Annotated in this window: 12 protein-coding genes, 4 tRNA genes and 1 pseudogene; 4 read left to right on the top strand and 13 right to left on the bottom strand. The window is 68.1% G+C overall.

The window, feature by feature from the left end; all coding sequences use genetic code 11:
- The 8 genes and pseudogenes from OOT08_RS16340 to thrS form a co-directional block, all read right to left on the bottom strand.
- Positions 1–428: pseudogene (locus tag OOT08_RS16340) on the bottom strand (protein translocase subunit SecD); the annotation flags it as partial.
- Positions 429–496: 68 nt separating this feature from the next.
- Positions 497–1021, bottom strand: coding sequence for a preprotein translocase subunit YajC (gene yajC, locus OOT08_RS16335; protein ID WP_325093882.1), 525 nt, complete (start codon positions 1019–1021; stop codon positions 497–499).
- A 144-nt stretch (positions 1022–1165) separates the two neighbouring features.
- A complete protein-coding gene (ruvB, locus tag OOT08_RS16330) occupies positions 1166–2167 on the bottom strand; it encodes a Holliday junction branch migration DNA helicase RuvB (protein WP_325093881.1) in 1002 nt (333 codons plus the stop codon).
- The gene (ruvA, locus tag OOT08_RS16325; protein ID WP_325093879.1) at positions 2164–2781 is read right to left on the bottom strand and encodes a Holliday junction branch migration protein RuvA; all 618 of its coding nucleotides are present in this window, start codon (positions 2779–2781) and stop codon (positions 2164–2166) included. Before ruvA ends, ruvB begins: the two co-directional genes overlap by 4 nt.
- A gap of 9 nt (positions 2782–2790) precedes the next feature.
- Positions 2791–3378, bottom strand: a complete 588-nt coding sequence (locus OOT08_RS16320) for a crossover junction endodeoxyribonuclease RuvC (RefSeq protein WP_325093878.1) — start codon at positions 3376–3378, stop codon at positions 2791–2793.
- A gap of 8 nt (positions 3379–3386) precedes the next feature.
- Positions 3387–4148 (bottom strand): YebC/PmpR family DNA-binding transcriptional regulator, encoded by a 762-nt coding sequence (locus OOT08_RS16315; protein ID WP_325093877.1) that lies wholly within the window; start codon positions 4146–4148, stop codon positions 3387–3389.
- 5 nt (positions 4149–4153) lie between these two features.
- Positions 4154–4819, bottom strand: a complete 666-nt coding sequence (locus tag OOT08_RS16310; protein WP_325093876.1) for an HIT family protein — start codon at positions 4817–4819, stop codon at positions 4154–4156.
- Positions 4807–6732 (bottom strand): threonine--tRNA ligase, encoded by a 1926-nt coding sequence (gene thrS, locus OOT08_RS16305; RefSeq protein WP_325094019.1) that lies wholly within the window; start codon positions 6730–6732, stop codon positions 4807–4809. Before thrS ends, OOT08_RS16310 begins: the two co-directional genes overlap by 13 nt.
- 206 nt (positions 6733–6938) lie before the next feature.
- Here thrS and OOT08_RS16300 point away from each other — a divergent pair, with 206 nt between their 5' ends.
- Positions 6939–7775, top strand: coding sequence for a hypothetical protein (locus OOT08_RS16300; RefSeq protein WP_325093875.1), 837 nt, complete (start codon positions 6939–6941; stop codon positions 7773–7775).
- A gap of 394 nt (positions 7776–8169) precedes the next feature.
- On the opposite strand, the gene OOT08_RS16295 is transcribed toward OOT08_RS16300, so the two are convergent.
- The 3 genes from OOT08_RS16295 to OOT08_RS16285 all read right to left on the bottom strand — a co-directional run bounded on the left by OOT08_RS16295 (position 8170) and on the right by OOT08_RS16285 (position 8483).
- Positions 8170–8241 (bottom strand) — tRNA-Val (locus OOT08_RS16295).
- Between the two features lie 45 nt (positions 8242–8286).
- Positions 8287–8357: transfer RNA gene (locus tag OOT08_RS16290), tRNA-Cys, on the bottom strand.
- 53 nt (positions 8358–8410) lie between these two features.
- A tRNA-Gly gene (locus OOT08_RS16285) sits at positions 8411–8483 on the bottom strand.
- Between the two features lie 182 nt (positions 8484–8665).
- Here OOT08_RS16285 and OOT08_RS16280 point away from each other — a divergent pair.
- The 3 genes from OOT08_RS16280 to OOT08_RS16270 all read left to right on the top strand — a co-directional run bounded on the left by OOT08_RS16280 (position 8666) and on the right by OOT08_RS16270 (position 10787).
- A complete protein-coding gene (locus tag OOT08_RS16280; protein WP_325093874.1) occupies positions 8666–9679 on the top strand; it encodes a hypothetical protein in 1014 nt (337 codons plus the stop codon).
- A 119-nt stretch (positions 9680–9798) separates the two neighbouring features.
- Positions 9799–9871: transfer RNA gene (locus OOT08_RS16275), tRNA-Val, on the top strand.
- Between the two features lie 355 nt (positions 9872–10226).
- Complete coding sequence (locus OOT08_RS16270; protein ID WP_325093873.1) at positions 10227–10787, top strand: hypothetical protein; 561 nt, start codon at positions 10227–10229, stop codon at positions 10785–10787.
- A 449-nt stretch (positions 10788–11236) separates the two neighbouring features.
- Here the strand turns inward: OOT08_RS16270 and OOT08_RS16265 are convergent, their stop codons facing one another.
- Positions 11237–11626: a hypothetical protein gene (locus tag OOT08_RS16265; RefSeq protein ID WP_325093872.1), complete on the bottom strand. Its 390-nt coding sequence runs from the start codon at positions 11624–11626 to the stop codon at positions 11237–11239.
- Positions 11627–11658: 32 nt separating this feature from the next.
- On the bottom strand, positions 11659–12129 hold the full coding sequence (locus OOT08_RS19230; RefSeq protein WP_442916278.1) for a zeta toxin family protein: 471 nt from the start codon (positions 12127–12129) through the stop codon (positions 11659–11661).
- Positions 12130–12231: the final 102 nt, after the last annotated feature.

Genomic DNA, 12231 nt, shown 5'->3' with positions numbered 1-12231 from the left:
TTTTCGCCGGTCAGCGAACCGGACTCGACCGTGCCGCCGGCCTGCAGGAGCACGGGGCGGAAGTCGAGCTTCGCGGAGGACTCGATCCGGTTCAGCGTCTCCTCGTCGGGGATCCCGGGGATCGACACGACGACGTTCTGGCCGCCCTGGGTCGTGATCTCGGCCTCGGAGACGCCAGAGGCGTTCACGCGCTGCCGGATGATGGAGACCGCCTGCTGGAGCTGGTCAGCGTTGACCGACTCGCCCTCCTCAAGTTTCGGGGCGAGCAGGATCTGCGTGCCCCCCTCGAGGTCGAGGGCGAGTTTCGGACTCCAGCTGGCGTCGTCCTTGACGACCCCATAGGTGATCATTCCGACGAGCCCCAGGATAATGACGAGGAGCCAGATCAGAGATTTTCGAGCTTTTTTGACGGAAGCGCTCTTCGCCACGAAACGTCTGCTTTCTGCTGAGTGGACGGCACAAGGGCGGGCGCGCGGCGCCCGCCCTTGGTCGCAGGTTAGGAGTTCTTCTTCGGGTCCTCGTCGCCGGGAGCCACATCACCGGAGTCGGTGTCGGGCTTCGCGGGGGTCTCACCGAAGGAGATCATCGGGTCTGCGGGCGTGAAGTCGCTGGCGGGCTTGGCGGCGTCATCAGCGACGGCGTCGAGGGAGTCGGCGATCTCGGCGGCCTCGGCGTTCTTCGCGGCGTCCGCGGAGGCGCCGAAGGCGGGGTCGTCGTCCGGAGCGAGCTGCGTCTCGGTGTCCTCGGCCGGGGCGTCAACCGGGGTGATGATGTTCCCGATGGCGTTGCGGTGCACCTCGATGATGCTGTCACCGGTCTTCAGCGTGACGCGGTTGTCCTCGGCGTCCACCGCGAGGACGGTGCCAAAGATGCCCGACTGGAGCATCACTTCGGCGCCGGGCTGCATGCCGCTCTGGAGTTGCTGAATGGCCTGCTGGCGCTTCCGTCCGTTGCGGAACATGAAGATAATGAGCAGCGCGAGCACTGCCAGCATGATGAGTGAGAACGGGTCGAGTGGCACGGAACACCTTTCGGAGCGAGAAACATGAGCTGACAGGACCGCATCGGCCACGCCACCTACTGACTATAGGGCATTTACGGGGTGAACTGGCCGAGACTTCTGCGCAAATTCTCGGCTGAGCGGCCCCGATCCGGGACCAACGTGCTAGGGCTGCGCGGGGGGTGTGATCCCGCAGTGCTCATAGGCGCGCATCGTGGCGACGCGGCCGCGCGGGGTTCGGCTCACGAGACCCGCCCGCACGAGGAAGGGCTCGACGACGGACTCGATCGTCTCCGCCTCCTCGCCGACCGACACCGCGAGAGTCGTGACGCCGACCGGTCCCCCGCCGAAGCGCTCGATGAGCGCCCGCAGCACGGTCCGGTCGAGCCTGTCCAGGCCCTCCGCGTCGACGTCGTACAGGGCGAGCGCCGCGGCGACGCTCTCTTGGTCGCCGGGTCGGCCGTGCACGAGGCTGTAGTCCCGGACCCGGCGCAGCAGCCGATTCGCAATGCGCGGGGTCCCCCGGGAGCGCATCGCGATCTCGCTGACCGCGGCGGACTCGATCTCGAAGCCGAGCATTCGGGCCGCGCGACTGATGACGAGCTCCAACTCCCCGGCATCGTAAAACTCGAAGTGGGCGGTGAAGCCGAATCGGTCCCGGAGGGGGTTGGGCAGCAGCCCAGACCGGGTTGTCGCCCCGACGAGCGTGAAGGGGGCGATCTCGAGCGGGATCGAGGTCGCCCCGGCCCCCTTGCCCACCATGATGTCGATGCGGAAGTCCTCCATCGCGAGGTAGAGCATCTCCTCGGCCGTGCGGGCCATCCGGTGGATCTCGTCGATGAACAGCACCTCGCCCGGGGTGAGCGCGGACAGCACCGCGGCGAGGTCGCCCGCGTGCTGGATCGCGGGCCCGCTCGTGAGGTGCAGCGGACGACCGGCCTCGTGCGCCACAATCATGGCCAGGGTCGTCTTGCCGAGGCCGGGCGGCCCGGCGAAGAGGATGTGATCGGGGGTGCGGTCCTGCATCCTGGCCGCGTTCAGCAGCAGTTCGAGCTGCCCGCGCACGCGGGACTGCCCGACGAACTCGCCGAGCGAGGCGGGGCGCAGCGCGCCCTCGAAGCTCAGCTCGGCGGCCGAGGCGGGCTCGGGAGACAGCTGCTCGCTCACGGGCGGCCCCCGCCCCGGGGGGCCTGCAGGAGCGCGAGCGCGGCCCGCAGCAGCGGCCCCTGCTCGGCGGCGGCGCCCGCGTCCCGGGCGGCCTGCACGGCGTCCACGGCCTGCTGCTCGGGGTAGCCGAGCCCGGCCAGGGCCGTCACGACATCCGCGCCGACCAGGTCCGCGGCGGGCAGCGCGGGGGCCTCCGCCTCGCTCAGGTGGGTGAGGTGCCCGAGCTTGCCGGTCAGCGAGAGCACGATCTGCTTTGCGGTCTTAGGGCCGATGCCCGAGGCCGCACGGAAGGGCTTATCGTCCTCCGCGGTGACCGCGGCCACGATCCGCGCGGGGTCCACGGCGGACAGCACGCCGAGGGCGGAGCGCGGACCCACCCCGGTCACGCCGGTGAGCAGGCCGAACATCTCCAGCTCCTCCGCCTCGGCAAAGCCGAAGAGGGTCAGCGAGTCCTCGCGTACGACGAGCGAGGTGTGCAGGAAGGCCTGCGAGCCGGGCCGGGCCTGGGCCGCGTACCCGGCGGTCACCTCGACGCGCAGGCCGAGGCCGCCCTGCGCCACAACAACGTATCCGGACCGGGCCTCGAGGACCTCACCGCGCAGAGAAGCAATCACGCTCTGAGTCTACCGGGCGCTCCCCCGCGGGCCCGGTCGCTTCGCGGCGCGTTCCGCGCGCTGCCAGGCGAGCTGGGCCGGGGTCAGCCCGGCACCATCAGCGGCCGCCCCGCCTCGGGGGGCGCGAAAACTCCGCCAGGCGTGGGTCACCGCGAGCGCGAGGGCGTCCGCGGCGTCCGCGGGCTTCGGGGGTTCCGCGAGGCCCAGCACGCGCGTCACCATGTGCGTGACCTGCGCCTTATCGGCGTTGCCGTAGCCCGTGATCTGGGCCTTCAGTTCGGAGGGGGTGACCATCGTCACGGGGATGCCGCGCTGCGCGGCGAGGAACATCACGACGCCGCTGACCTGCGCGGTGCCCATCACGGTGCTCAGGTTGTTCTGCGCGAAGACGCGCTCGAGCGCGATGCCCGCTGGCCGTTCTCGGTCGAGCAGCTCGGCCAGGCCCTCACCGATGACCCGGAGCCGGTCGGCCGGGTCCGCCCCGGCCTGGCTGCGCAGGACGTGCACCGAACGGAAGGCAACCGTTCGGCCGGGTCCCGCGTCAACGACGCCGACCCCGCACCGGGTGAGGCCGGGGTCGACGCCGAAGAGGATCACGGGAGCCGCTAGTCGTTCTCGAGCTCCGCCTGCACCTCGGGGGTCAGGTCGAAGTTCGCGAAGATGTTCTGCACGTCGTCGCTGTCCTCCAGCGCCTCGATGAGCTGGAACACCTTGCGTGCGGTGTCCGCGTCGATCTCGACCTTCAGGTTCGGCACGAACTCGGCCTCGGCCGAGTCGTAGTCGATCCCGGCCTCGACGAGGGCGGTGCGGGCCGCGACCAAGTCGCTCGGGTCCGTGTGCACCTCGAAGGCCTCACCGTTCGGGGTCGCCTGCACCTCTTCCGCGCCCGCGTCGAGCACGGCCATCAGCAGGTCGTCCTCGGTGAGCTCGGCGGCGGGCACCGTAATGACGCCCTTGCGCGCGAAGTTGTAGGCGACGGAACCGGGGTCGGCCATCGTGCCGCCGTTGCGGCTCATCGCGGTGCGCACCTCCGCGGCGGCGCGGTTCTTGTTGTCGGTGAGGCACTCGATGAGGAGCGCGACGCCGTTGGGGCCGTAGCCCTCGTACATGATGGTCTGGTAGTCGACGGCGTCGCCGCTGAGCCCGGCGCCGCGCTTAATCGCCCGATCGATGTTGTCGTTCGGGACGGAGGTCTTCTTCGCCTTCTGCACGGCGTCGACGAGGGTCGGGTTCCCGGCCATGTCGGCGCCGCCCATGCGGGCCGCGACCTCGATGTTCTTGACGAGCTTGGCGAAAGCCTTGGCGCGTCGGGAGTCAAGCACGGCCTTCTTGTGCTTGGTTGTTGCCCATTTTGAGTGTCCTGCCACGGTGTCTATCCTTCGGTTGAGTCTGGCGTTCGAGCTGCTGACGGGGCGCGCGTGGGCGCCGCGGCATCAGGGGGCTCGGTGCCGGAGGTCGGCCAGGCGTTCGCGAGCGACTCGCGGACCTCGCCGAGCAGCTGCGGCAGCGCCTTGGTCTTGGCGATGATGGGGAGGAAGTTTGCGTCCTGGGCCCAGCGGGGCACGACGTGCTGGTGCAGGTGCCCGGCGATGCCGGCGCCCGCCACGATGCCCTGGTTCATGCCGATGTTGAAGCCGTCATTGCGGGACACGGTCTGAATGACGCGCATCGCGGTCTGCGTGAGCTCGCCGATCTCGGCGACCTCCTCTGGCGTGGCCAGGTCGTAGGTCCCGATGTGGCGGTACGGGCAGACGAGCAGGTGCCCGCTGTTGTAGGGGAACAGGTTCAGCAGGACGAACGCGTGCTCGCCGCGGGCCACGATGAGCGACTCCTCGTCGCTCATCCGGGGCGCGTGGCAGAAGGGGCAGTCGTCCTGGCTCGGCTGCTGCCCGTCCTGGATATAGACCATCCGATGCGGGGTCCAGAGCCGCTGGAACTCATCGGGCACCCCAGCGAGGTGGAAGCCGTCCTCCGCGGTCACGTGGGCCGCCGACTCCGGTTCCTCCCCCGAGTAGGAGTTCAGATCTAGGCGGGCCATGCCGTGAGCACCTGCTCTCGGGTATCGATCGCCTGCCGGATCCGGGCGATGGCCTCGGCGACGGGCACCCCGTTGAGCTGGGTCCCGTCGCGGAAGCGGAAGCTGACGGTGCCGGCGGCGCGGTCGTTCTCCCCCGCGATCAGCTGGATCGGGGTCTTCTGCTTCGTGTGCGTGCGAATCTTCTTCTGCATGCGGTCGTCGGAGCGGTCGAGGTTCGCGCGCACCCCGGCCCGCGTCAGCTGCTCCACCACATCGCCCAGGTAGTCCGCGTACTCCTCAGCAACGGGGATCGCGACGACCTGCACGGGCGAGAGCCAGACGGGGAAGGCCCCGGCGTAGTGCTCGGTGAGCACGCCGAAGAAGCGCTCGATCGAGCCGAAGAGCGCGCGGTGAATCATCACGGGGCGCTGCCGGGTGCCGTCGGCGGCCGCGTACTCCAGGTCGAAGCGCTCGGGGAGGTTGAAGTCCAGCTGGATGGTGGACATCTGCCAGGTGCGGCCGATGGCGTCGCGCGCCTGCACGGAAATCTTCGGGCCGTAGAAGGCGGCCCCGCCCGGGTCGGGAACGAGTTCCAGCCCGGACTCGGCGGCGACCTCGGCGAGCGTGTTCGTCGCCTCCTCCCAGGCGGCGTCCTCGCCGACGAACTTCACGGGGTCCTTGGTGCTGAGCTCCAGGTAGAAGTCGTCCAGGCCGTAGTCCTTCAGCAGGCCGAGCACGAAGTTCAGCGCCTTCGTGAGCTCGTCCTTCATCTGCTCGCGGGTGCAGTAGATGTGGGCGTCGTCCTGGGTCATCCCGCGGACGCGGGTGAGCCCGTGCACCACGCCGGACTTCTCGTAGCGGTACACGGAACCGAACTCGAACATCCGCAGGGGCAGATCGCGATAGGAGTGCTGCTCGCCCCGGAAGATCAGGTTGTGCATGGGGCAGTTCATGGGCTTCAGGTAGTAGTCCTGCCCCTGCCGCTTGACCGTGCCGTCCTCGTGGTACTCGGCGTCGATGTGCATCGGGGGGAACATGCCGTCCCGGTACCAGTCGAGGTGCCCGGAGACCTCGTAGAGGTGCCCCTTGGTGATGTGCGGGGTGTTCACGAAGGAGTAGCCCTCCTCCACGTGCCGGCGGCGCGAGTAGCCCTCCATCTCCATGCGGATGATGCCGCCCTTGGGGTGGAACACGGGGAGGCCGGAGCCGAGCTCGTCGGGGAAGCTGAACAGCTCCAACTCGGTGCCCAGGCGGCGGTGGTCGCGCTTCGCGGCCTCCTCGAGGCGGGTCTGGTAGGCGCGCAGCTCGTCCTTGGTGGGCCAGGCGGTGCCGTAGATGCGCTGCAGCTGCGGGTTGTGCTCGGAGCCGCGCCAGTAGGCGCTCGCGACGCGCATGAGGGACCAGCCGTTGCCGATCATGCGGGTGTTGGGCAGGTGCGGGCCGCGGCAGAGGTCGGACCAGCACACCTCGCCCGTCTTCGGGTCGACGTTGTCGTAGATCGTCAGTTCGGCGCCGCCGACCTCGACGGACTCGTTGTCCTCGCCGACGGCGTCGCCGGAGCCCTTGAGGCCGATCAGCTCCAGCTTGTAGGGCTCGTTGGCGAGCTCGGCGCGGGCCTCGTCGTCGGTGACCACGCGGCGCACGAAGCGTTGGCCCTGCCGGATGATCCGGTCCATCTCCTTGGAGATGGCCTTGAAGTCCTCGGGGCTGTATGCCTCGGCCACGTCGAAGTCGTAGTAGAAGCCGTCGGTGACGGGCGGGCCAATGCCGAGCTTCGCCTCCGGGTTGATGCGCTGCACCGCCTGGGCGAGCACGTGCGCGGCGGAGTGGCGCAGGATGTTGAGACCGTCGGGAGAGTCGATCGTCACGGGCTCAACCGTATCGTCCGGGCCGATCGTCGCGGCGAGGTCACGGAGCTCCCCGTTGACAGTCATGGCGACGACCGAGCGGTCGGTGAAGCGGGAGAATCCATCCGTCACGAAACAGGCTCCTTGGTATAGGCGATCAGATACCCGACCATCCTACCGCGCGGGCGCTTTGCCTCGCTCAGTGCCGCGCGTTTCCGCTGGGCTGCTCGGCCCGGTTAGGCTGTGTGCGGAACCGGGGCTGCTCCGAGGCCCCGGCCGGAGAGGATCCGACGATGGCCACGAAGCAACGCGCACGGACCCGCCTGTTCGCCTGGGCGGGCGCGGGGGTCGTGGTAGCGGCGGTCGCCGTCGCGGGGATCGTCTGGGGCACCGGCAATGCGATGCGGGTGGACTATCGCTCCGCCGTCATGCAGGAGGAGCTGACGCGGGCGGGCATCCTCCTGGACGAGTCGCGGACCACCGTCGCCCGCAATCAGTGGGAGAGCGCCCTGCAGCAGGCGAACGAGCGGCTGCTTCCCGCCCTCCAGGTCGCGGCGACTGCCCCAGCGGAACTGGTGACCGCCGAGACCAACGCGCCCGTCGTGGCCCTGGCCGCATCGTTTGCCGAGGCCACCGCGGGCGACGACCCCACCGCCGGGGCCCTCGAACCCTTCGCGGGCGAGGCCCTCCCGGACGCGGACGAGGCTCGCATTACCCGGGCGCTCGTCGAGCGCGCCCGGGCAGCCGAAGCGGATGCCGAGCGGGCCGCCGGCGAGGTTGCCGCGGAGCGGGAGCGCGTCACCGCCGCACGCGACGCGGCCGAGGAGCGCGTGCGCGCCGCCGCCGAGACCCTTGCCCCGGCGGTCGCCCTGGCGCTAGAAACGGAGTCGGCGTGGGCCGAGGCGCACCCCGCCGGCAGCCCGCGCGCCTTCGCCGCGACCGCCGACGCGGCCCGCGACAGCCTCGCCGCGTTCCGGGATGCGCCCGAGCCCACCCTCGCGCAGGCCACGGCGCTGATCACCGATCATGCGGCCCTTGTCACGGCCGCGCTCGCCCTCCGCGACGCGGACGCCGCCGCGGCTGCGGCGGCGGACACCCCGGTCCCCGATCTGGAAACGATCTGGGGGTAGCCCTCCCCCTTGCCGCGAGGTCACTGTGGAGAGCCCGGTATCCGCGCACAACGAGAAAACCCCCAGGACGGAGTCCCGGGGGTTTACTTGTTTAAGTGCGCGATACTGGGATCGAACCAGCAGGGAAAAATCAGAGCGAATGCGCCAGCGTTCGCTTTTTCCCTGAGGTCACTGCGGAGAGCCCGGTATCCGCGCACAACGAGAAAACCCCCAGGACGGAGTCCCAGGGGTCGTTCTCGTTGAAGTGCGCGATACTGGGATCGAACCAGCAGGGAAAAATCAGAGCGAACGCGCCAGCGTTCGCTTTTTCCCTGAGGTCACTGCGAGAGATCACGGTATCCGCGCACAACGAGTAAACCCCCAGGACGGAGTCCCGGGGGTTTACTTGTTTAAGTGCGCGATACTGGGATCGAACCAGTGACCTCTTCCGTGTCAGGGAAGCGCGCTACCGCTGCGCCAATCGCGCCTACTGTGAGGCTATTGAGTTGTATATTCAGTTATCTGTGCTGCGAGGTGGCGACGGGATTCGAACCCGTGTGGACGGCTTTGCAGGCCGCTGCCTATCCTCTCGGCCACGCCACCGTCGTGGATGCCCCACACATGAGTGAGTTTCAGGTGACCCTGATCCTCATTCGAGCGGATGACGAGATTCGAACTCGCGACCCTCACCTTGGCAAGGTGATGCGCTACCAGCTGCGCCACATCCGCGTTGTTCACGTTGCCGTGTACATGGAATACATTACATGGATCGCGGAGCTCGTCACAAATCGGGGTGCGCACCCCGCGCGTTTCGCCCGGATTTCCGGGGTGAAATCGGCGTGTCGATTCCGTGACCTTCGGGTGCGTGGCGTGCACCGGTCACCCAGGCGCGGTCCCCCATAATGATGGGCATGGCATCGGGTGCGCGTTCTGGACAGAAGATGGCGGCGTGGTTACTGGTGCTGGCCCTGCTCGCCGTCGGTGTCTTCTACGTGGTCACGAAGCGCCAGGAACTACAGGACCGCTTCGAGGCGGCCAACTACGAACCCTCCGCCCGGGTGCTCCAGGTGATTGACCGGCTGGCACTGAGCGATTCCGGCGAGCTGATCTTCCTGGCGTCGAAGCCGACCGTTGAGTCGAGCCAGCGCTTCAATCAGCAGTGCAAGGACGTGAGCCACAGCGACGACGGCCACGTCCTCGGGTGCTACGCGGATGGCCGCATCCACCTCTTTGAGGTTGCGGATGAGCGACTGAGCGGCGTCGTCGAGGTGACGGCGGCGCACGAGCTGCTGCACGCGAGCTTTGCCCGCCTCTCCGAGGCGGAGGTCTCGACCCTGATGCCGCAGCTCGAAACCGCCTACGCGGACCTCAGCACCGAGGACCCGGCCCTCAAGGAGCGCATGGACCTTTATGCCCACCTCGGCCGCTCGGCCTTCGCGAACGAGTTGCACTCCGTCCTGGGTACGGAGGTCGCCTCCCTCCCCGCCGAGCTGGAGCAGCACTACAAGACCTGGTTTTCCGATCGCTCCGGGGTTGTGAATCTGTTTAACCGCTACCACGGAGTCTTCGTGGAGCTTCAGGAGCAGACAGAGGCCCTCGAGACGGAGATGAAGCAGCTCGCCGAGTCCATCCAGCAGCGCAGCGATGCGTACACGGCGGAACTCGAGGCCTACGATCAGGACCTTGCCTCGTTCAAGACCCGGAACGCGAACTACGAGTTCTCGAATGCGCCCTGGGAATTTGACCAGATCCGCACCGAGCTCGGTCTGCGCCGGGACTGGCTGGAGGGCGAGCGCTCCGCGTTGAACGCGGACATCGATCGCTATAACGGCCTGCGCGAGCAGCTCGCGGCCCTGAGCGAGACCTCGGCGGAGCTGGATCGCACGATTGACAGCAACCTCGCCCCGCCCGCCTCGGAGCAGTGACCCGGCGCGGGATTGCGCGGGACACACCCGGGCTGCGCCCCGTTTCTGCCCGGGCAGCGGTCCTGTGTATGATTGATCGAGTTGGCACCCCGGAGACGAGGAGCACACCGCAACGCAGCGGGCGATTGGCGCAGTTGGTAGCGCGCTTCCTTCACACGGAAGAGGTCATCAGTTCGAGTCTGGTATCGCCCACCGAGAGAAAACCCCCGGCCAGCCCGGGGGTTTTCGTGTTTTCCGATGGGTGGAGTGCGCTCCGCCGAAAATCACCCCACAATCACCCCGAGTGTGCGCCTGCGTGCGCGGCTCGCGGGAGCGTCAGGGCGGGCGAACGCAGCGTGAGCGCCACTCAGCTGAGGCTTGGCCGCGGGAGTCAGCGTCGGATCAGTTGTGAACATTCGGTTGGACATCGCGTACCACCGTGTACTGACCTGGTTGTCTGGACCGATCCCCGGCGTTTGGGGCCTCAGTTGACGTCCGCACGATCGCTACTTTGGAAATACGCTCGACATGACCTTCGCCGCAATCGCGAAGCGACAACGACCTCACCGTGGTACTCATCCTGAGCGCATTCCTGATGGCCACCGGCGCGATGGTGATGGAACGCTTGCTGTCTTCCATAAGCCAGCTGTTCGACGAGGCGAAGCCCCCGCACTTCCTCCAGATGCACACGGGCGACTACGACCAGTCAGCGCTGCAAGGCTTCGCCGACCAGCACGAGGAGATCCAGTCATGGCTGATCGAACAGCTGCTTGGCTTCGACAGTGCGGCAATCGGCTGGAACCGTTCGGGCACGGGCGAGTCTGGGGACTTCAGCGACCGCCTGATCGACAATCTCTTCGTCACCCAGCACACCGAGTTCGACTTCCTGGTGGGGATGGACGGCAGCATGACGGTCGAGGTGATGAACGCGCTCACCGATGCACACCGTGCCGGCTCCACCATCGTGATGGTGACCCACGATCCCAAGTGCGCCGCTCGAGCCGATCGCGTGGTCTATCTGCGCGATGGCCGACTGGTCGATGAGCGTGCTGCGGGTGCGTGGACCGAGCAGAGCGCTGACACGCGTGCAGACGATCTGCTCGCGTGGCTGCGCGGGCTCGGGTTCTGAGAACAGGAATACACGGTCGGACGCCAACAGCTCAGCCAGTGCCTCGCGCTCCCCGTCAACCTCACCGGTCCGGCTGGGCAACTGCCCCGGGGTCAGCGCGAGACGAACGAACACCGACAGCACGGCGTTCTCAATCAGTGTCGTGAGCTCTGTCACGGTGATCGAGCGGAAGCAGATGCCGCGCTGGTCGTTCACGCAGAGGCACTGCGGCCCCTGCTTGCGCATCACTGTGCCGCACGCGCCGTTCTGCTCGCGCGATTGCGGCGGCGTTCGGTTCGATTCCCGGCACTGACCGGAGCGCAGGGGCACGGCGTTCCAGGAGGAGCCCATCGCCGCATCCGACGTCGAGCGGATCGCGGAGCCCCTGGTGTGCCGTTCTTCGCCGGATCCACGGTGGGAGGCGGTGTTGTGGTCCTAGGAGTCCTTCGAGCGAGCAGGCCCGAGGCGTGTCAGCCGGGAGCAGGGAGGGTCCGCAGAGCGATCGCCTGGCTGGTGGCGAAGAGCGCGATATCGACGGCGACCGTCACGACCGCGGCGATGACCAGGAGTGTCGCGGCGGCGGACGATGCGAACGCCACGGCGACCGCGGCGAGGAGGTTCGCGACCATGACCAGGCGGAGCGCGGCACGCAACGGGAGGCGGGCCAGCATCCAGAGAATACCCCCGGCCCACACGACGACAGCGATCCCGGCTGTCGCGATCAGGGCGGACGGCACCGCGACGCCCTCGGCGATCTTCCCGGAAAACGCCGCGAGCCCCACGCCCAGCAGCACGCAGTATCCGGCATCGAGACGCAGGCTCCACCGACCGAACTGCTCACCGTTGATCCGTCGCATCATCACCCGCCACTTCCGTGTCGTTCGCTTCCAGGCTACCGCCCGATGCCGGGTGGCCGCCGCCCTGTCTCCGACGGTGCTTCGTGCGGAGCACCGTGCCTCACGGGAGAACGCAACGGCAAGGCGTCGGCTTCCCGGTCATCAAGGCGGCGGTGCTGCTCAGCCCTGAACGTTTGGGTCGCCGTCCCAGGTCGTGTCCATTCGCCGTTCTCTGTGCGGGAATTCGTGTGCAGCAGGCTCTCGCGAGAGAATACCGGCACGCGCGCGACCTGCGGAAGCCGTTCGAGCGCTGCGACGACCTCGGAGGAGTGTTCCAGTGCGGTCTCGTGCGCGGCGGGCGGCGTCCACCGGCCCACCGCGGGATACCCGATGTCGAGCGAGCGTATCGCTGCCGAAAGCCGCGACACGGGTGCCGTGGTCGCGACCGAGACAACCTCGACGCGATACCCGAGATCAGCGAACCGGATCGCCGGTGCGGCCTGATCCGGCGTGTGACCAGCGAACAGCTCACGTGTGACGCGAGCCTGAATGGATGCACAGGTCCGACGGCACTCCCCACGCCCCGGGGAGGCCGGCCGAGGACATCGCTGAGTGTCAGAGACGTCCGC

The organism is Leucobacter sp. M11, from assembly GCF_035726885.1.
In the GTDB taxonomy this organism is placed as follows: Bacteria; Actinomycetota; Actinomycetes; order Actinomycetales; family Microbacteriaceae; genus JAPFRB01.
Note: the sequence above shows the minus strand (reverse complement) of the source record. Positions and strands in the feature narration are given on the sequence as shown.